General features: G+C 75.6%; 15 protein-coding genes. 3 read left to right on the top strand and 12 right to left on the bottom strand.

The window, feature by feature from the left end:
* The first annotated feature begins 11 nt into the window (after nt 1-11).
* Nucleotides 12-2,168 (top strand): MinD/ParA family ATP-binding protein, encoded by a 2,157-nt coding sequence (locus AC07BF_RS34850; RefSeq protein WP_478334418.1) that lies wholly within the window; start codon nt 12-14, stop codon nt 2,166-2,168.
* Nucleotides 2,169-2,223: 55 nt separating this feature from the next.
* Here AC07BF_RS34850 and AC07BF_RS34845 read toward each other — a convergent pair whose 3' ends face one another.
* The 10 genes from AC07BF_RS34845 to rimP all read right to left on the bottom strand — a co-directional run bounded on the left by AC07BF_RS34845 (nt 2,224) and on the right by rimP (nt 15,748).
* Nucleotides 2,224-3,168 (bottom strand): bifunctional riboflavin kinase/FAD synthetase, encoded by a 945-nt coding sequence (locus AC07BF_RS34845; protein WP_363586521.1) that lies wholly within the window; start codon nt 3,166-3,168, stop codon nt 2,224-2,226.
* A gap of 65 nt (nt 3,169-3,233) precedes the next feature.
* Entirely contained in the window at nt 3,234-6,854 is a 3,621-nt protein-coding gene (locus AC07BF_RS34840; protein ID WP_478334417.1) for a serine protease, read from the bottom strand.
* 295 nt (nt 6,855-7,149) lie between these two features.
* Nucleotides 7,150-8,079 carry a tRNA pseudouridine(55) synthase TruB gene (gene truB, locus AC07BF_RS34835; RefSeq protein ID WP_363586519.1) on the bottom strand — a complete coding sequence of 310 codons (930 nt, stop codon included), beginning with the start codon at nt 8,077-8,079 and terminating at the stop codon, nt 7,150-7,152.
* A gap of 34 nt (nt 8,080-8,113) precedes the next feature.
* A complete protein-coding gene (locus AC07BF_RS34830) occupies nt 8,114-9,217 on the bottom strand; it encodes a DHH family phosphoesterase (protein WP_363586518.1) in 1,104 nt (367 codons plus the stop codon).
* 2 nt (nt 9,218-9,219) lie between these two features.
* Nucleotides 9,220-9,660, bottom strand: a complete 441-nt coding sequence (rbfA, locus tag AC07BF_RS34825) for a 30S ribosome-binding factor RbfA (RefSeq protein ID WP_350885658.1) — start codon at nt 9,658-9,660, stop codon at nt 9,220-9,222.
* Nucleotides 9,661-9,813: 153 nt separating this feature from the next.
* The gene (locus AC07BF_RS34820; RefSeq protein ID WP_063347622.1) at nt 9,814-10,110 is read right to left on the bottom strand and encodes a DUF503 domain-containing protein; all 297 of its coding nucleotides are present in this window, start codon (nt 10,108-10,110) and stop codon (nt 9,814-9,816) included.
* Nucleotides 10,111-10,278: 168 nt separating this feature from the next.
* Nucleotides 10,279-13,482 (bottom strand): translation initiation factor IF-2, encoded by a 3,204-nt coding sequence (infB, locus tag AC07BF_RS34815; RefSeq protein WP_478334416.1) that lies wholly within the window; start codon nt 13,480-13,482, stop codon nt 10,279-10,281.
* A gap of 249 nt (nt 13,483-13,731) precedes the next feature.
* Nucleotides 13,732-14,031 (bottom strand): YlxR family protein, encoded by a 300-nt coding sequence (locus AC07BF_RS34810; RefSeq protein WP_079135592.1) that lies wholly within the window; start codon nt 14,029-14,031, stop codon nt 13,732-13,734.
* A 94-nt stretch (nt 14,032-14,125) separates the two neighbouring features.
* On the bottom strand, nt 14,126-15,136 hold the full coding sequence (gene nusA, locus AC07BF_RS34805) for a transcription termination factor NusA (protein ID WP_063347626.1): 1,011 nt from the start codon (nt 15,134-15,136) through the stop codon (nt 14,126-14,128).
* Nucleotides 15,137-15,193: 57 nt separating this feature from the next.
* The gene (gene rimP / locus AC07BF_RS34800) at nt 15,194-15,748 is read right to left on the bottom strand and encodes a ribosome maturation factor RimP (protein ID WP_350885651.1); all 555 of its coding nucleotides are present in this window, start codon (nt 15,746-15,748) and stop codon (nt 15,194-15,196) included.
* A gap of 305 nt (nt 15,749-16,053) precedes the next feature.
* Between rimP and AC07BF_RS34795 the strand changes: the two genes are divergently transcribed.
* Both AC07BF_RS34795 and AC07BF_RS34790 read left to right on the top strand, forming a co-directional pair.
* Nucleotides 16,054-17,157 (top strand): ferritin-like domain-containing protein, encoded by a 1,104-nt coding sequence (locus AC07BF_RS34795; protein ID WP_478334415.1) that lies wholly within the window; start codon nt 16,054-16,056, stop codon nt 17,155-17,157.
* Between the two features lie 87 nt (nt 17,158-17,244).
* A complete protein-coding gene (locus AC07BF_RS34790; RefSeq protein ID WP_363624957.1) occupies nt 17,245-18,168 on the top strand; it encodes an aminoglycoside phosphotransferase family protein in 924 nt (307 codons plus the stop codon).
* A gap of 8 nt (nt 18,169-18,176) precedes the next feature.
* Here the strand turns inward: AC07BF_RS34790 and AC07BF_RS34785 are convergent, their stop codons facing one another.
* Together AC07BF_RS34785 and AC07BF_RS34780 are read right to left on the bottom strand one after the other, a co-directional pair.
* On the bottom strand, nt 18,177-18,728 hold the full coding sequence (locus tag AC07BF_RS34785; protein WP_063347629.1) for a GNAT family N-acetyltransferase: 552 nt from the start codon (nt 18,726-18,728) through the stop codon (nt 18,177-18,179).
* Between the two features lie 70 nt (nt 18,729-18,798).
* The gene (locus tag AC07BF_RS34780) at nt 18,799-19,674 is read right to left on the bottom strand and encodes a GNAT family N-acetyltransferase (RefSeq protein ID WP_350885688.1); all 876 of its coding nucleotides are present in this window, start codon (nt 19,672-19,674) and stop codon (nt 18,799-18,801) included.
* Nucleotides 19,675-19,847: the final 173 nt, after the last annotated feature.

Raw genomic sequence — 19,847 nt, 5'->3', positions numbered from 1 at the left:
AGGGAGCCCTAGTGAGCAGCGATCGGGACGGCGTCTACGTCGGCGACAACGCGGCAGAGGACGACGACGACTGGTCCGACGCGCCCGACTACACTCCCCCGTCCTGGTACGTGCAGACGGACGCCTCGGCGGCCCCGGCGGTGCAGGCTCCGACGGCCCCGGCCCCGGTCCTGCAGGCTCCGACGGCGGCGCAGGCTCCGCAGGCCGCCGCTCCGGCGCCGGTGCCCGCCCAGGCCCCGACGCCGGCTCAGGCGCCCGTGCCCGCGCAGCCCGTACCCGTGCCGCCCGTGCCGCCCGCACAGCCCGTCCAGGCCGAGGCGCAGCACGTCCCGTTCCCGGCGTCCGCCCCTGCCCAGGCCCCCGCCCCCGCGTTCGAACAGCCACCGGCCGTCGCCCCGGGCTGGCCGGCGGAGGTCCCGGCGCAGCCGCAGCCCGCCCCGGCCCCGCAGCCGCCGTACCCGGCCCCGGTCTCGGCCGCGCCGCCGGCGCAGCCCGCCCAGCCGGTCCCGCCGCAGACGTACCCGCAGCCGTACCCGCAGCCGCCCGCGCAGCACCTGCCCCCGCAGCAGCCGCTGCCGCCGCAGGACGTGCAGTCCGCCGCCGCGTGGGCCGCCCAGCAGGCCGCCGCACAGCCGCAGCAGCCGGCCCCGCAGCCAGCGCCGGTGGATCCGCGCCAGGGCGGCTGGCCGCAGCCCCCCGCCTACCCGCAGTCGGCCCAGCCCCAGCCGCACGAGTACCAGCCGTTGCTGCCGGGCTCGCCGCACGAGCAGTCCGGCGGGGTGCAGCCGTGGCCGCCGCAGAGCGCCGTCGCACCGCCGCCGGTCGCGTTCCCGCATTCCGCCGCCCCGCAGCCGCCCGTGGCGCACGGTGCGCCACTCGGCTACACCGCCGCGGTCGAGCTGTCCTCGGACCGGCTGCTGCGCAGCCAGCCCAAGCAGCAGCGCCAGCAGCCGCGGTTCCAGTTCGGCGGCAAGGCGGCGGCCGCCGAGAAGTCGCGCAAGCTGGAGATCATCCGCACCCCGGTGCTGAGCTGCTACCGGATCGCCGTGATCAGCCTCAAGGGCGGGGTCGGCAAGACCACGACCACCACCGCGCTCGGCGCGACCCTGGCCAGCGAGCGCCAGGACAAGGTGATCGCGATCGACGCCAACCCGGACGCCGGCACCCTGGGCCGCCGGGTCAAGCGCCAGACCGGCGCGACCATCCGCGACCTGGTGACGGCCATCCCGCACCTGCGCAGCTACATGGACATCCGTCAGTTCACCTCGCAGGACCTCAACTCGGGCCTGGAGATCCTGGCGAACGACGTCGACCCGGCGGTCTCGACCACGTTCAACGACTCGGACTACCGCCAGGTCATCGACGTGCTGGGCCGCCAGTACCCGATCGTCCTGACCGACTCCGGCACCGGCCTGCTGTACAGCGCGATGCGCGGGGTGCTGGACCTCGCCGACCAGCTGATCATCGTCTCCACCCCCAGCGTGGACGGCGCCTCCAGTGCCTCGACCACCCTGGACTGGCTCTCCGCGCACGGCTACGCGGACCTGGTGCAGCGCAGCATCACGGTGGTCTCCGGGGTGCGCGAGACCAGCAAGCTGATCAAGGTCGAGGACATCGTCGCGCACTTCCAGACCCGCTGCCGCGGGGTGATCGTGGTGCCGTTCGACGAGAGCCTGGCGGCCGGCGCCGAGGTCAACCTCGACATGATGCGGCCCAAGGTCCGCGAGGCCTACTTCGAGCTGGCCACCCTGGTCGGCGAGGACATCGTCCGGGCCCAGCAGGCCGCCGCCCAGCAGTCCGGGTGGCAGCAGCAGGCGCAGGCCACGCCGTACCCGCCGCAGCCACAACCGCAGCCACAGCCGTATCCGGGTCAGGCCGGTCAGGCCGCTCAGCCCGCCCCCGGGGCGCCGTGGGCGCCGCAGCCCGGCCAGGCCCCGCCGCCGCCCCCCGGCTACGGCTACCCGCAGCAGCCGCCCGCCCCCACGGCCTGGCCGCAGCCGGGCGCCCAGCAGCAGCCGGCCCCGCAGCCGGGCCCGGGCTACGGCTACCCGCCCGCCCAGGGCCAGCCGCCGCAGCCCGCCCCGCCGTCCCAGCCCACCTCGCCGTCCCCGCCGGACGGCTACCAGCCGCCGCCCGGCTACGGCCACCCGCCGCAGCCCCCGCAGTGACGCCGAAGGGCCCGCCGACCAGGTCGGCGGGCCCTTCCCCGTGCTGCGGCAGTGCTCAGACGCCGTCGGTCAGCTCGCGGGCCTGCTTGACGTCGTCGGCCATCCGGTCGAGCAGCGCGTCGATGGAGTCGAACTTCTCCATCCCGCGCAGGTAGGCCAGGAAGTCCACGGCCACGTGCAGCCCGTACAGGTCCAGGCCGACCCGGTCGATGGCGTACGCCTCGACGGTGCGGGCGGTGCCGTCGAAGGTCGGGTTGGTGCCGACCGAGATGGCGGCGGGCATGCGCTCGCCGTCGGCGGTCAGCCAGCCCGCGTACACGCCGTCGGCCGGGATCGCGCTGTGCGGCACGGTCTCGACGTTGGCGGTGGGGTAGCCGAGCTCGCGGCCTCGCTGCGCGCCGCGCACCACCACGCCCTCGACCCGGTGCGGGCGGCCCAGCACCTCGCCGGCGCCGGCCATGTCGCCGGTCTCGACCAGCCGCCGGGTCAGGGTGGAGGAGAACGGCTCGCCGGCCCCGGCGGCGCCGCTCACCTGGAGGTCGACCACCTCGACGTCGAAGCCGGCCGAGCGGCCCAGCTCGGTGAGCAGCGCGACGTCCCCGGCGGCCCGGTGCCCGAAGCGGAAGTTGGGGCCCTCGATGACGGCCCGGGCGTGCAGGGCGTCGACCAGGACCTGCTGGACGAAGGTCTCCGGCGACTCCTGGGACAGCTCCGGGGTGAACGGCAGCACCAGCACCGCGTCCACGCCGAGGCCCGCGATCAGCTCGGCGCGGCGCGCCTGCGGGGCGAGCAGCGGCGGGTGGCTGCCCGGGCGGATGACCTCGCGCGGGTGCGGGTCGAAGGTCACCACCACCGCGGGGAGGCCGAGTTCGCGGGCCCGCTCGACCGCCCGACCGATGATCAGCTGATGCCCGCGGTGCACCCCGTCGAACGAGCCGATGGTGACGACGCTGCGTCCCCAGTCAGCGGGGATCTCCTCCAGGCCACGCCAGCGCTGCACCCTGACCGCTCCTTGTTCCGTACGGCGCGTACCCTCTGTACGCTCAAACGCTCAAACCCGAACCCCTATAGCGTGCCATGCGCCTGCTCCTGCTCCGGCACCGGAATACGGGTTGGGCGCACCGGCGGGTGCGCGGCGCGCCCGGGCACGGTCCGCTCCGCCTCGGCGGCCGCGTACTGCGGGTCGCGGCCGGCCGCCGCCAGGGCCCGCATCCGGGCCAGCCGGGGACCGTCCGGCGCGGTCGGGGCGGCGTCCCGCGGCCACTGGGCGAGCAGCTGCGCGAACGCCGCCGAGCGGCCGGCCCAGCGCACCAGCAGTTCGTCCGCGCCCGGCAGGCCGGGGGTCGCCCGGGCCAGCACCGCGCGGGCCCGGGCCGGGTTCTCGGCCGCGCAGTGCTCGGCCAGCCGCTCCACGGCCGCGGTCAGCACCGCCGGGTCGGTCTCGATGGCGAGCAGGGTGTCCAGCAGTTCGCAGCGCAGCGCGTCCGCTGCCGGGTCGGCCACCGGGACGGACAGCACCTGGGCGAACGGCCTCCGCACGCCCGCCGTCCGGGCGGCCAGCGCGCCGCCGAGCAGCACCCGCAGCTCCAGCCGGGCGGCCGGGCCGCCGGTCGCGGCGCGCTCCAGGCGGCGGCCCAGGTAGTCGACGGCGACCGGGCCGGCCAGGGCCGGGTGCTCGCGCAGCAGCCGGGCGGCCAGTTCGGCGCCCCGCCGGGTGGCCACCGGGGTGCGGGCGTCGGCGAGCACCCGCAGGGTCTCGGCGGCGGCTGCGCCGGGGGCCGCCAGCCGGTCGGCGAGCGCGGCCAGGACGGGTTCCGGGTCGCTCTCCAGGGCGGGGGCCAGCGCCCTGGGGGTGAGGAAGGCGTCGCCGCCCGCCCGGTGCAGGGACAGCGCGGCGGGGAGGTGCTCGGCCCTGGTCGCCGGGTCGCCGACCAGCAGGGCGAGGGCGGCGCCGTGCAGGCCCGGTTCGTCCTCGCGGGCGAGCAGGGTCAGCGCGGTGAAACGCAGCAGTCCGGCGGCGGCGCCGACGGCGTGCGGGGCGGCGTGCAGGGCGTGCACGGCGGCGGCGACGTGCCGCTCGGGCCGCCCGTCGTGGCTCCAGCGGTCCACCGCCCGGCAGAGCGCGGAGGGCTCCTCGGTGGCGAGCACGGTGAGCAGTGCGTCCGCCCTCGGGTGCGCGGCGTCGGCCAGGGCGTCGGCCAACTCGTCCAGGGCGAGCCGGCGGTGGGCGTGCAGCAGGTCGTGGGCGAGGTCGGCGACGGTGTGTCCGGGGCGGCCGGGCAGGCCGCGCGGATCGTCGAACCAGGCGCAGAGCAGCGGGAACACCGCGACGGGGTCGGCGCGCAGCCGTTCGGCCACCGCGCCGAGGAACGGCTGCCCGGGCCCGTCGGCGGCCACCAGGCGGCGCAGCAGCGCGAGTTCGGTCTCGGCGGGCAGACCGAGGCCGGTCCAGAACGCCGGGCCGAACGAGCCGAGCCCGTCCGCCGGGAGCGCGTCCAACCCGCCCTCGGCGACCGCCCGTTCGGCGATCCGACCGGCCAACTGGTCGAGCAGCGCCAGGTGTTCGGCCGGATCGGGACTGGCGGCCAGCCCGGCGGTGAGCAGCCGGCCCGCCCACCAGGCCGGTTCGCTGCTGGGCGGGCGCAGGTCCAGGGCGCGCCAGAGCCGGTGCAGCCAGGGGTCCAGGGCGGGTGCGCCCCAGGCTTCGGCCAGTCGGCGCAGCGCGGCGGCGACCGGGCCGATCCAGTGCCGGGGGACGCCGCGCGGGGAGCCCTCCGCTGGCGCGCCCTCCAGCCCGTTCGCGGGTGAGGAGGGCGTGTCCGCGGCCTCGCCGAGCAGCAGCCCCAGCGCGGCGTCCAGGTCCAGGTGCAGGCCCTGCAGCCAGTCCGCGAACTCCCCGTGCGCGAACCGGAATCCGGGCCCGGCCGGGACGAACAGGCCCTCGGCGAGGACGGCCGTGGCCCAGCCGCCGGCCGCCGGGAACAGTTCCTCGAAAGTGGCCCGGCCCAGGCCGCCCGGCCCGGCGCCGAGCATCCGCCGGGCCGCCTCGTGCACCCGTCCGGCCACCGCGGCCGCCAGCCGCCGCACCCGCCCGTGGGAGGGCCCGGCCGGGCGGGCGGAGCTCCGGCGGTGGGCGCCCGGGCGGCGCTGCCGGCCGTCCTCGACCAGCCGCCCGGCCACCCGCAGGCAACGCAGGTCCAGGTAGGCGGCGAACAGTTCGCCCCGGCGGGCCGGCTCCCCGCGCAGGCCCTCCGCCCACAGCTCGCCGGCCAGCCGGACGGCCAGCGGGTGCCGCGCGTCGGCGTCGGCCGGCCAGCCCGGCGGCAGCCCGTAGCGGCGGCGTACCCGCTCGGCCGCCTCGGCGGGGAGCGGGCCGAGCCGGTGCCCGGCGAGGCTGGGGGCGCCCGGGCCGCCGCCGTCCATCCGGACGGTGGGGGCGCTGGCCAGGTCGCCGCCCGGCTCCGGCGGGTCCGGGTACCGGGCGTGGCCGGTGCCGCTGCCCCACTTCTCGGCCTCCAGCCGCACCCAGGCCTCCTCGCCGCAGGCGGTCAGCAGCCGCGCCCCGCAGCCGGTCAGCCAGTCCCCCGCGCCGCGCAGCCAGCGCGGGTCCAGCGGCGCCGGGGCCTCCTCGGGACCGTCCAGGACCACCAGCAGCGGCCGCCCGGCCGCCGCGCACAGCGCCGCCACCGGTTCCGGCGCGGGCGCCGGGATGCCCAGCTCGGCCGCGACGGCGGCCAGGGCCCGTTCCACCGGGGCGGCGAGCGAGCGGTCCTCGGCGCGCAGGTCGGCGCCGCGCAGCCAGAGGGTGGGCAGCGGCCGGGCGCCGCCGGCGCGGCGGGCGGCGAGGGCGGCGAGTTCGGTGGAGCGCCCGCTGCCGGGGGCGCCGACCAGGGCGGTGACGGTGGCCTGCGGCTCGTCACCGGCCAGTCCGTCGGGCCGGTCGACCCGGTCGGCGGCGAGCCCGGCCACCCGGCCCGGGCCGGCCCCGGCGGCGGCCAGCTGGGCCGCGGTCAGCCGCAGCACGCCGGCCAGGTTGAGCGCGGGCCCGTAGCCGGGCACGGCCGCGCCGTTGCGCGCCAGCAGTTCGGCCAGCGCCGGGGCGACCGCGACCGCGCCGCCGCCGGCCGGCACCGCCGGGAGCGCGCCGCCGTGCTGCGGCCCGCGCAGCGCGGGCACGGCCAGGGCCACCACGGCGCCGCTGCGGGCGTCCAGCACCGGCGAACCGGCCGGCACCACGACGCCGGCGACCACCGGCGGGTCGAGCAGCAGCACCCCGCCGACCCCGCCGCACCCGGCACCGGCGGCACCGAGCAGACCGCAGCGCAGCGCCACCACCCGCCCGTCCTCGCCGGCCAGCGCGGGCAGCAGCACCGCGCGCCCGGCCCCGAGGGCCGCGACGGGCAGCGGCGGCACGGGCAGCCCGCCGACCGCGTCGGTGCGCAGCAGGGCGAGCCCGTGCTCGGGCAGCGGCAGGACGGCGTCCGGGCCGAGCACCCTGGTCTGCCCGCCGGGGGTGTGCAGGACGATCCGGTCCAGGCCGGTGACGCTCTCGTGGGCGGTGAGGACGGTGCCCTGCGGGTCGGCGACGAACCCTAAGCCGTGCAGTCGCCCGTTGAGGTCGCGGATCCGCAGCAGGTACCGCCCCGGATCTCCCGCCACGCCGTCGCCGTCCAGGAATCCCGGCATTCGCACTGCCCTCCCCGCAGGCCGGACGGCCCGGGGGCGGGCTCGTCACGGCGACCTGCTCGCCGCCGGGGAGCCTGCCCGCCCGGGAGGCGGCCCCACCGCGCCTGCGCCGCTCACCACGGGCGTTCACCTCGCGCGCTCCCCCGGGCGGGTGACCCCTCCCTCGCCGGAACGAACCCCCGGACCTCGCCGGAACACCCCCTGAACGAGCGAAGCCCCTCCCGGGACGCCCCCCGAACGAGCGAAACCCCCGCCGGAAGACTCCCGACGGGGGTGACGCGTGCGCTGCGGGGCGTCAGCCGACGAAGACCGCGACCGGCTTCGCCTGCCCGTCCGTCTCCTCGACCAGCGCGAGGAAGCGCCCGTCCGGCCCGAACACCGCGATCGGCCCGTCCACGCCCAGCCCGGGCGCCTTGAGCCGGGCACCGTGCGACAGCTTCTCCGCCGCCGACTCGTCCAGGTCCCAGCGTGGGAAGGCGGCGGCCGCGGCCTCCCCGATCGGCAGCACCTGCAGCCCCGTCGGGGACTCGCCGGTGACCGCGGCCTCCAACTGCTCCAGGGTGCGCGCCGACTCCACCGAGTACGGCCCGACCCTGGTGCGCCGCAGCGCGGTGAGGTGACCGCCGACGCCGAGCCCGGCGCCCAGGTCACGGGCCAGCGCCCGGATGTAGGTGCCGGAGGAGCACTCGACGGTCACGTCCAGGTCGATCACCGGCGTGCCGTCCTCGGCGAGCGCCGCGCGCTGCCCGTGCACGGTGAAGGAGTGGATCGTGGTGGGCCGGGCCGCGAGCTCGAAGTCCTCGCCCTCGCGCACCCGCGCGTACGACCGCTTGCCGTCGATCTTGATCGCGCTGACCTTGGAGGGCACCTGCATGATCTCGCCGGTGAGCGCGGCGATCCCGGCGTCGATCGCCTCCCTGGTCACCCCGTCGGCCGGGGCGGACGCGGTGACCTCGCCCTCCCGGTCGTCGGTGACGGTGGTCTGGCCGAGCCGGACGGTCGCCTCGTACGTCTTGGCGGTGAGCATCAGGTGGCCGAGCAGCCGGGTGGCCCGCTCGACGCCGATCACCAGTACGCCGGTGGCCATCGGGTCGAGCGTGCCGGCGTGCCCGACCTTCCGCGTCCCGGCCAGCCATCGCAGCTTGGCGACGACCCCGTGGGAGGTGATGCCCTCGGGCTTGTCGACGATCACCAGGCCGTCCGGGCCGGTGCCTTTGCGCTTCATCAAGTTCTTTCTCTAAAAAGCGGTCAAGAGATGATCAACGTACCGGTCGCAGCGCGCTCCGGAACCGTTCGACCACCGCGGCCACGTCCTCCCGGGCGCTGAACCCGGCCGCGAAGACGTGCCCGCCGCCACCCAGCTCCGCGCAGGCGGCGGCGACGTCCACCGCGCCCTTGGAACGCGAGGAGCCCCGCAGCGTGCCGTCCGGGTCCTGCTTGAGCACCAGCGCCACCTCGGCCTCGGCCGGGCGGCGCAGGATGTCGATCAGCCCCTCGATCTCCTCGACCGTGACGCTGAACAGCACCAGGTCCTGGTACGGCACCCAGGTCCACACCAGGCCCAGCCCGCCGGCCGCGTCCGGCTCGTAGACGGCCCGGTCGAGCGCGCCCGCGAGCACCTTGAGGTAGCCGAAGGAGGAGGTGTCCCACAGCTGCCGGGAGATCAGGTCGTGCCGGATGCCGGTGGCCAGCAGCCGCCCGGCGAGTTCGTGGGTGGCGGGCGTGGTGGCCCGGTACTTGAACGAACCGGTGTCGGTGGCGACGCCGGTGTACAGGCAGGTGGCCAGGTCCTGGTCGAGTTCGACGCCGAGCCGGCGCAGCAGTTCGTCGACCAGGACGGCGGTGGCCGGCGCGGTCGGGTCGATCAGCTGGTGGGTGCCGAAGCCCGGATTGGAGGCGTGGTGGTCGATCACCACCAGCACCGGCGCGGCGAAGGCCTTGCCGTGCAGCAGGCCGAGCCGGCTCTCCGCGGCCACGTCGAAGCAGAGCACCAGCTCGGGGACGTCCGGCACCTCGACGGCCGGCACGATCAGCTCCTGGCCGGGCAGGAAGGCCAACGACTCGGGCACGATCTGCGGGTCGTCGCCGAAGGAGACCCGCACCCGCTTGCCGAGCCCGCGCAGCGCCAGCGCAGCCGCCAGCGAGGAGCCCAGGGCGTCGCCGTCCGGGCAGATGTGGCAGATCAGGTCGATCGAACGGGCCCGCCCGATCTCCGCCACCACCTGCTGCCAGAGCAGCTCGAAACCGCTCTCCTCGGTGCGCGGCCCCGGGAGCGCCACGAGGGCGTCCTCCACCGTGCTGGTGGAAGACGCCCCCGTGGTCGAACCGGCTCGCGAGGCGGCCTTCGCCGGCTCACCCGCCATGACTACTCGTCCTCGTCGTCACGCTCGGCCGCCGGAACCTTGTACGGGTCCGCCTCGCCGGCGTAGGTCGCGCCCGCGGCGGTGGTGCGCACCGCCGCGTCGATGGCCTTGGCCCGGTCGAGCAGGTCGTCGATGTTCCGGGCGTTGTCCGGCAGCGCGTCCGCGACGAAGGTCAGCGTCGGGGTGAAGCGCACCCCGATCTTGCCGACCTCGGAGCGGATCACGCCCTTGGCGCTCTCCAGCGCGGCGGCCGTGGCCTCGCGCTCGGTCTCGTCGCCGAAGACGGTGTAGAAGACGGTGGCCTCGCGCAGGTCCCCGGTCACCCGGGTGTCGGTGATGGTCACGAACCCCAGTCGCGGGTCCTTGATCCGCCGCTCCAGGGTCTGGGCGACGACCACCTGGATGCGGTCGGCGAGCTTGCGCGCCCTTGCGGTGTCGGTCACGTTGCCTCCTCGTGCAGTGGGTCCGGCATTCGGGTGAGCTACGCACCCTTCGGGGCCCACGCCCCAAAGTACCGGCCCGCGCCCGGCCTTGCGGGCGCTCTGGGTCCTGATCCGTGTGAGAACGGCGACTTCCGCCGATCGTCTCCACGGCTCTCATTCGTCGTCGTCGTTGTGGTACCTCCTCCTCGCGGAGAGGAGCTGCACCTCGGGGCGGCCGGCGACCAACCGCTCACAGCTGTCCAGGATCTCGGTGACGTACCCGGCATCGCCGGCCACCACCGCGAGGCCGATCTCGGCCCTGCGGTGCAGATCCTGGTTCCCGGTCTCGGCAGCGCACACGCTGTACTTGCGCTGCAGTTCGGCCACGATGGGCCGCACGATCGAACGCTTCTCCTTGAGCGAGTGGACGTCGCCCAACAGCAGGTCGAAGGTGAGTGTTCCCACGAACATGTATGACAGGTCTCGCCGACCTGGAAGGCCTCGGGGGGGCAGCCCGGAACCGGGCTGCCGGTGCTACGTCTGAACGCTGCTGCATCTCGACTACCCCGGACCCTACACAGCGAGACCGGGGCCGGTCGACGGAAATACCACCCGTCGACCGGCCCCGGCTTTCACCGACTACGAACGCGGCTTCTCGCGCATCTCGTAGGTCTCGATGATGTCCTCGACCTTGATGTCGTTGAACGACCCCAGGGTGACACCGGCCTCGAAGCCCTCGCGGACCTCGGTCGCGTCGTCCTTGAAGCGGCGCAGACCCTCGATGGTGAGGCTCTCCGCCACGACCTTGCCGTCGCGGATGAGGCGGGCCTTGGCGTTGCGGCGCAGCAGGCCCTCGCGGACGATGACACCCGCGATGTTGCCGAACTTGGAGGAGCGGAACACCTCGCGGATCTCCGCGGAGCCGAGGCGCACCTCCTCGTACTCGGGCTTGAGCATGCCCTTGAGGGCGTTCTCGATCTCCTCGATCGCCTGGTAGATGACCGAGTAGTACCGGACGTCCACGCCTTCCTTGTCGGCCGCGGTACGCGCACGGCCTTCGGCGCGCACGTTGAAGCCGATGATGATGGCGTCCGAACCCATCGCCAGGTTGACGTCGGACTCGGTGATCGCACCCACACCGCGGTGCAGGATGCGGAGCTCGACCTCCTCGCCCACGTCCAGCTTGACGAGGGCGTCCTCGAGGGCCTCGACCGAACCGGAGACGTCACCCTTGATGATGAGGTTGAGCTGCTCGATCTCGCCGGCGGCGATGGCCTTGTCCAGGTCCTCCAGGGACACCCGGACCCGACGCTGCGCGAAGGCGGCGTTGCGGTCGCGGGCCGAGCGCTTCTCGGCGATCTGACGGGCGGTGCGGTCCTCGTCGACGACGATGAAGCTGTCGCCGGCGCGGGGCACCGAGGTCAGACCGAGCAGCAGCACCGGGCGGGACGGGCCGGCCTCGGCGAGGCTGTTGCCGTTCTCGTCCAGCATCGCGCGGACGCGGCCGTAGGCGTCGCCGACCACGATCGAGTCGCCGACGCGGAGGGTACCGCGCTGCACGAGCACGGTCGCCATGGCGCCGCGGCCCTTGTCGAGGTGGGCCTCGATGGCGATACCCTGCGCGTCCTGCTCGGGGTTGGCCCGCAGGTCGAGCGAGGCGTCCGCGGTGAGGACCACGGCCTCCAGCAGCTGCTCGATGTTGAGGCCCTGGCGCGCGGAGATGTCGACGAACATGGTGTCGCCGCCGTACTCCTCCGCCACCAGACCGAACTCGGTCAGCTGACCGCGGACCTTGGTCGGGTCGGCGCCCTCGACGTCGATCTTGTTGACGGCGACCACGATCGGCACACCCGCGGCCTTGGCGTGGTTCAACGCCTCGACCGTCTGCGGCATGACACCGTCGTTGGCCGCGACCACCAGGATCGCGATGTCGGTGGACTTGGCACCACGGGCACGCATGGCGGAGAACGCCTCGTGACCCGGGGTGTCGAGGAAGGTGATCGGGCGCTGCTCGCCGTTCACCTCGGTGACGACCTGGTAGGCACCGATGTGCTGGGTGATGCCACCGGCCTCGCCGGCCACCACGTTGGACTTGCGGATGGCGTCCAGCAGGCGGGTCTTACCGTGGTCGACGTGACCCATGACGGTGACGACCGGCGGGCGCGGGGCCAGCTGGTCCTCGTCGCCCTCGTTCGCACCGAAGTCGATGTCGAACGACTCCAGCAGCTCGCGGTCCTCGTCGTCGCGGCTGACGATCTCCAGGATGAAGCCCATCTCGCCGGCCAGCAGCTCGAGGGTCGCGTCGGAGACCGACTGCGTCGCGGTGACCATCTCACCGAGGTTGAACATGACGGAGACGAGCGCGGCCGGGTTGGCGTTGATCTTCTCCGCGAAGTCCATCAGCGAGGCGCCGCTCGACAGGCGAACGGTCTGGCCGTTGCCGCGAGGCAGCATCACACCGCCGACGGACGGGGCCTGCATGGCCTCGTACTCCTGGCGCTTCGCCCGCTTCGACTTGCGGCCACGCGCCGGGCGACCGCCCGGGCCACGACCGAAGGCGCCCTGCGTGCCACCACGGGCACCCGGGCCGCCGGGACGACCACCGAAACCACCGGGACGCGGGCCGAAGCCGCCGCCACCACCGGGGGCACCGCCACCGGGACGCGGACCGCCGAAGCCGCCGCCACCGGCCGGACGCGAGCCCGGACCGGCCGGACGACCCTGGAAGCCCGGACGGGCGCCACCGGCACCCGGACCACCCGGACGGCCACCGGGGCCACCGGGGCCACGGCCGCCGGGGCCCGGACGCGGGCCCGGAGCCGGACGCTGCGGCATCATGCCCGGGTTCGGGCGCGGCATGCCGGACGGGGACGGGGCGCCGGGGCGCGGACCGGCCGGACGCGGCATGCCGTCGGGACGCGGACGGTCGCCACCGGGACGCGGGGCGCCACGGTCGGCACCGGGAGCACCGGCGGGACGCGGACGGTCGCCACCGGGACGCGGGGCGCCACGGTCAGCGCCGGGAGCACCGGCGGGACGCGGACGGTCGCCACCCGGACGCGGGGCGCCACGGTCAGCGCCGGGAGCACCGGCGGGACGCGGACGGTCGCCGCCCGGACGCGGACGGTCGCCGCCCGGGGCGCCCTGACCGGCCGGACGCGCACCCGGCGCGCCCTGCCGGCGGTCGCCGGGGCGGGCCATACCGGTCGCGCTGCCCGAGGTGAACGGGTTGTTGCCCGGACGCGGACCGGCCGGACGCGGACCCGGACGGGCACCGCCGGCGGCGGGACCGGCCGGACGCGAGGCCTGCGGGGCCTGCGGAGCCTGCGAGGCCTGCGGAGCCTGACGCGGGGTGTCACCGGCCGGAGCCGGCGAGGAGAACTCGGCCGCGGGCGCGGCCGGGGCCGCCGGAGCGGCGGGACGCGCCGCCGGGCGCGGGCCCGGGGTCGGGCCACCCGCCGGCTTCGTGGCGGCGGGGGCCGCCGGGGCGGCGGGCGCGGCCTGGGCCGCAGGGGCCGCGGGAGCCGCGGCCGGGGTGGGACGGGGACCAGGGGTCGCGCTGGGGCGCGGACCCGGGGTCGGAGCACCCGGCTTGGGTGCACCCGCGGCGGCGGAGCCACCCGCGGGCTGGGGCGCCGCGCTCTTGCGCGGGCCCGGCTTGGCAGCGGAACCACCACCGGTGGGGGCCACACCAAGCGCGTCAGTCAGCTTACGTACGACCGGCGCCTCAATCGTCGAGGACGCCGAACGGACGAACTCACCGAGCTCGGTGAGCTTGGCCATGACGGCCTTGCTCTCCAAGCCAAGTTCCTTGGCGAGTTCATAAACCCGGACCTTAGCCACTTCACTCCTGTCTATGAGTCCGGGGTGTCTCGTCCGCCGGACCGTCGCTACTTCATGGGCGTACCCATCGCGTACTCATCGCGTACTCATCGAGAGCTCATCGCAATCTCGACCTACTTCCACATCGCGAGGTACCTGACTGGTGGCACGGCACGCGGCTGCCCGCGAACCGTGCTTGTTGCGGTGGTTCTCCCGCCGCACTGAGCGGCGGCCGTTGCGGGCGTCGCCCCACCGGGCGGCCTGAGGGACTCAGGGCGCCGGGGTGTCGACGGTCCGCTCCCCGATGAACTCGCGGAGCCGCTCCGTGTCGAGCGTCCCCTGGAGGCGGAAGGCCCGGGGAAACGCCCGACGGCGAACCGCGAGGTCGAGGCAGGCCGGATCGGGGTGCAGGTGAGCGCCCCGGCCCGGCAGTGCGCCACGGGGGTCGGGGACGCAGACGCCCTCGACCGCCGTGACACGCAACAGCTGGTGCTTGGCCGCTCGCTTGCGGCAGCCCACGCAGGTGCGTTCCGGGCGTGCTCGGACGTGCGTCCGGCCAGACGAAGGCAAGTCTACCCCTCCGAAGGGACATGGCGCCGCCCCGCCGATCCCGGGCGGAACGGCGGGGGGCTTTGACGGGGCGAACGGCCGGTCAGCGCCGCGCTCAGCGGTCGGTGTCCCGACCGCCGTCCTCGGGCTGGCCCTCGGTGTCCGGCCGGATGTCGATCCGCCAGCCGGTGAGGCGGGCCGCGAGGCGGGCGTTCTGCCCCTCCTTGCCGATCGCCAGCGACAGCTGGTAGTCCGGCACGATCACCCGGGCGGAACGCTGGGCCAGGTCGACGATCTCCACGCTGGTCACCCGTGCGGGGGACAGCGCCGCGGCGACCATCTCCCGGGGGTCCTCCGACCAGTCGACGATGTCGATCTTCTCGCCGTGCAGCTCGCCCATCACCGCGCGCACCCGGCTGCCCATCGGGCCGATGCAGGCGCCCTTGGCGTTCAGCCCGGCCCGGCGCGACCAGACCGCGATCTTGGTGCGGTGGCCGGCCTCACGGGCGATCGCCGCGATCTCCACGCTGCCGTCCGCGATCTCCGGGACCTCCAGCGCGAACAGCTTCTTCACCAGGCTCGGGTGCGTCCGCGACAGCGTCACCGAGGCCCCGCGCACACCGCGGCGCACCGCCACGACGTAGCACTTCAGCCGGGTGCCGTGCCGGTAGTCCTCGCCCGGGACCTGCTCCTGCGGCGGCAGGATGGCCTCCAGCTTGCCGATGTCGACCAGCACGTTCTTCGGGTCGTTGCCCTGCTGGACGACACCGGTGACGATGTCGCCCTCCTTGCCCGCGTACTCGCCGAAGGTCTGGTCGTCGGCGGCGTCGCGCAGGCGCTGCATCATCACCTGGATGCCGATGCTGGACGCGATCCGGCCGAAGCCGTTCGGGGTGTCGTCGAACTCCTTGGGCTCGACGCCCTCGTCCAGCTCGGCCGGGTCCTCCGTCGCCCACACGGTGACGTGGCCGGACTTGCGGTCCAGGTGCACCCGGGCGCGGCGGCGCGAGCCCTCGGTGCGGTGGTACGCGGTGAGGAGGGCGGACTCGATGGACTCGACCAGCAGGTCGAAGGGGATGTTCTTCTCGTTGACCAGCGTGCGCAGGGCACTCATGTCGATGTCCACGGCTACGCCTCCTCGTCTTTTTTCGTCACGTTCGTCATGGTCCGGGCGGCGCGCAGGTCACAGCGCACCGTCGTCCCCCTCCTCGGAGGCGTCGTCGTCCGCGTAGTCCGCGGCCTCGTCGAGGAGCTTGTCGTCCTTGCGGTTGAACTCGACCTGCACGCGCGCCCGATCCACCTCGGCGTACGCCAGCCGGCGCTCCTTCGGACGGCCACGGCCCTTCACCGGCTGCACCTCGACCAGCGCGCCGTCCTCGTCCGCCTCCAGCACCCGGGCGACGATCTCCCCGCCGTCGACCAGGTGGATCTTGGCCAGTCGGCCCTCCGCGCGACGCCAGTGCCGGGGCAGGTCCAGCGAACGCTCAGCGCCCGGCGAACCGACCTCCAGCAGGTAGGGCTCGTCGCCCATCAGGTCCGACTCGTCCAGAGCCTCACCGACCACCCGGCTGAACTCGGCGATGGCGTCCATGTCCACGCCGCCGTCGGTGTCGACGTCGATCTGCACCTGGCGGCGGCTGCCGGCCTTGGTGACCTTGACGTCCTCCAGGTCCAGACCGGCCTGCACGGCCAGCGGCTCCAGCAACGCGCGCAGCCGGTCGGTGTGGGTGGTGCTCATCCGGGTGGACTCCTCGGCCGCGTCTGCTGTTGTCAGAAGGTCGCTCCGCACCCTCCGGCGCCGGTCCGGCGCACACCGGGTCACGGCAGCTCGGCCCAAAGCCTAGCCGGTGAAGCCGCGAACCACCGATTCCGGACCACCCCCGACCGGGCGCACGCCACCCACTGCGAGCAAGCTCACACCCGCTCCCGGGGCGTCCCTGGATCCGAATCCCCGCCCGGAATCGTGGGGATTCTGTAATCATTCACGCCTACGAAGGGCAGGCGGGGAGGCCGCCCTCCCGCACACGCCCCGGAGTGACACCCATGCAGCCGCCCAGCCGACGGACGTTCCTGGCTCTCGGGCTGCTCGCCCTCACCGCCCTCACCGCCTGCACCGGCTCCCACGGCGGCAACGACACCACGCCCGGCAACCGCGGCCCGCTGCCGAACCCGGACGAACCGGTCATCCTGCGCTCGATCGCCGCCACCGACACGCTGCTGGCCGGCTACGACGCGCTGCTCGCCGGCCCGGGCGGCGCCCAGGCCGCCGTGCTGCAGCCGCTCCGGGCCGAGGTGGCCCAGCACCGCGCCGCCCTCGCCTACGGGCTGCCGGCCGCCTCCATCCCCCCGGCGTCCCCGGCCACGCCCTCGGCCGGCCCGGGCGGGACACCGAGCGCGCCGCCGAGCGGGACGGCGAGCGGGGCAGCGAGCGGAACGCCGGTCGGCACCCCCGCCGCGCTCGCCGCACTCGAACGGCAGACCGCCCAGGCCCGCCTCACCGACCTGGCCGCAGCCCGGCCGCCGCTGGCCCGGCTGCTCGCCTCGGTCGCCGCCTCCGACGTGCTGCACGCCGTCGCCCTCGGCGACACCACCCCGCCGGTCGCCCCGCCCCCTGCCGCCACCCCCACCGAGGCGCCGACCGCGCCCCCGAGCGACCAGCCCACCGCTCCCCCCTCCGCCGGCCCGTCGGCCGACCCCGCCGCCGCAGCAGCGGTGACCGCCCTCCAGGGCGCCCTCGGCGCCGAACACGCCGCCGTCTACGGCTACGGCGTGGTCGGCGCCCGGCTCCCCGAGGACCAGCAGCGCACCGACGCCCGCACCGCCTACGCCGCCCACGAGGCCCGGCGGGACGCCTGGCAGCGGCTGATCGGCTCCCTCGGCGCCACCCCGGCCGCCGCCGCCGGCGGCTACCAGCTCCCGTTCGCCGTCACCGACGCGGCCGGCGCCACCAAGCTCGCCGCCCACCTCGAAACCCGGCTCACCACCGTCTACGCCGACCTGGTCGCCGCCGTCCCCGCCCCCCAACGGGGCACCGCCGCCGACGCCCTGCGCGACAGCGCCCTGCGCGCCCACCGCTGGGGCGCGGCCGACCCCGCCTTCCCCGGCATCCCCGAGCCCCTCCCCACCCCCACGGCCACCACTCCCTAGGGCCCGCAGCGCTGACCTGCGGTTTCCCGTTCATGGCCGACAATGGACGGGTAACACCAACGGGGGAGCGTCAACCGGAAGGCCGGCATGTCGGGAGCAGCACCGCAGATCACCGTCCCCGCCTGGCTGGCGCGCGGCGTCGCGGCGAGCGAGGGCGAACCGGGCCGGCAGTGGCTGGCCGGGCTGCCCGCGCGGGTGGCCGCCCACCTGGCGCGCTGGGACCTCACCCTGGAGCGGGTGCTCGACCCCGGCGGCAGCCTGAGCCTGGTCGCCTACGTCCACCGCGACGACCTCTCCCCCGCCGTCCTCAAGACCGGCCTGCGGACCCCCGAGACCGCGCTGGAGCACGCGGCGCTCGCCCACTGGGCCGGGCGCGGGGCCGTCCTGCTGCTGGACGCCGACCCCGCCGAGGGCGTCCAACTGCTGGAGCGGCTGCACGGGGACATCCCGCTGCGCTCGCTCGCCGAGGCGAAGGCGATGCTGGAGGCGACCAGCCTGCTGCACCGGCTCTGGAGCACCCTGCCCGAGGACCACCCGTTCCCGACCCTCGCGGCCCGGACCGCCGACACCGCGGAACGGCTGCGCGGACACCGCGCCCTGCCCGGCGCCGCCGAGGCCGAGCCGCTGATCGCCGAGGCGCTGGACACCGCCGACGGCCTGGCCGGCTCCGCCGCCGAGACCTTCCTGCTCCACGGGGACTTCCACCACGGCAACGTGCTCGCCGCCGACCGAGCGCCCTGGCTGGCGATCGACCCGCGCCCGCTGGCCGGCGAGCGCGCCTTCGACCTGGCCCGGCTGGCGCTGGACCGGGCGGACACCCTGGTCGGCTCCCCCGGCGTGGCCGCGGCCGTCCGCCGCCGGCTGCACCAGCTCGCGGACGCGCTGGAGGTGGACCGGGAACGGCTGCGCGGCTGGACGCTGTTCCGGGCCGTCGACCTCGCCCTGCGGGCCCTGGCGGCCGGCCGCCGGGAGGACGCCGAACTCTACCTGGAGTTCGCCGGGGCGCTGTAGGGCGAGCCCTACGCCTCGCCCGGCCCGCGCAGCGGAAGCCGGGCCCCCATCACCGCGTACAGCCGGTCCGTGGCGGGAAAGCGCACCGCACGGGCGAGGTCCTGGTAGCCGAGCGCCCGGTAGAGCCGCCGGGCGGGGGTCTCCGCGTCGATCGCGGAGAGGATGCTGCGCTCCAGCCCGGAGCGCTCGCAGAGGGTGCGGATCAGCCGGGAGCCGACGCCCTGGCCCTGGTACTCGGGCAGCACGTGCAGCTCGGTGACGGCGAACACGTCGTCCAGCCAGGCGTCGTGGCCGCGTGCGTCCAGGTAGGGCTCGATCACCGTGCTCCACCAGTGGTCGCGCTGGTTGGGCATCCCGTAGCCGAAGCCGACCAGCCGGCCGCCGCTCATCGCGCCGAGCGCGATCACCCCGGGCTGGTGGGCGTGCCGGCCGACGATGTGCAGCCGGACGGCGACCTCCTCGGCCGTCAGGCCGAACGCCACCGCCTGGACCTCCAGCGCCTGCGGCGCCCAGGCCGCAAGGTCGATGGCCTCGATCGTCACCCCGGTCAGCTGATCCATGCCTCGGACGTTACTACCCGTGGGCCGCCGGCGCGGGCGAAGATCGGAACCGAATTCCCGGGGTGCGGACTCAGAACAGCACGCTCATGAACGCGCCGACCTCACGGAAGCCGACCCGCCGGTAGGCGGCCCGGGCCCGCAGGTTGAAGTCGTTGACGTAGAGCGAGACCACCGGGGCGATCTCGCGCAGCGCGAGGTCGAGGACGGCGGCCATGCCGGTCTCGGAGAGGCCCCGGCCCCGGTACCCGGGGGCGACCCAGACGCCCTGGACCTGACAGGCGCCCTCGGTGACGGCGCCGATCTCGGCCTTGAAGACGACCTCGCCGTCCTCGGTGAAACGCGCGAACGACCGCCCGGCGGAGACGAGTTCGGCGACCCGGGCCTGGTAGAGCAGGCCGCCGTCACCGGCCAGCGGGGAGACCCCGACCTCCTCGGTGAACATCGCCACGCAGGCGGGCATCAGCGCGTCGATCTCCTCCCGCCGCACCCGCCGCACCAGCGGGTCCGGCGCGATCTCGGCGGAGGGCACGGCGGTGGCCAACAGCGGCTGGTGGGCGCGGACTTCGCGGGCCGGGCCCCAACTGCGTTCCAGCAGCGCCCAGAAGGCGGCGGTGGCCCCGGCCGGGCCGACGATCGAGGAGCAGCGGCGGCCCTGCCGGCGGGCCCGCTCGGCGAAGGCGGCGACGGCCTCCGGCCCGGCGTCGACCAGGACGAGGTTGGCCCCGGCGTAGCAGAGCGCGGCGAGGGCGCCGTCCCCGTCGTACCAGCCCCACATCTCGCCGCCGAGCCGCCAGGGGTCCAGACCGACGGCCTCGACCCGGGTGGCGACGAAGGAGTTGGCGACCGGGTCGCGGTGGAGGATCTCCAAGGCGTCCGCGAGGTCGGGGGGCTCCAACACGCGGGTGGTGGCCAGGGCGCGGGCGGCCTGGAACGAGCCGGGGAGCATCACACCTCGATCGAGCATCGAGACAGCACCTCACTGAGACGAATCTGGCCGCACCCTACTCCGTGGCCCCACCCGGCTACGGCCGCGGGGGGGGGGGGGGGGGGGGGGGGGGGGGGGGGGGGGGGGGGGGGGGGGGGGGGGGGGGGGGGGGGGGGGGGGGGGGGGGGGGGGGG

The sequence above is a fragment of the Kitasatospora sp. NPDC043950 genome (assembly GCF_056435345.1).
The sequence above is the reverse complement of the archived record's forward strand: the minus strand, read 5'-3'. Positions and strand labels throughout refer to the sequence as shown.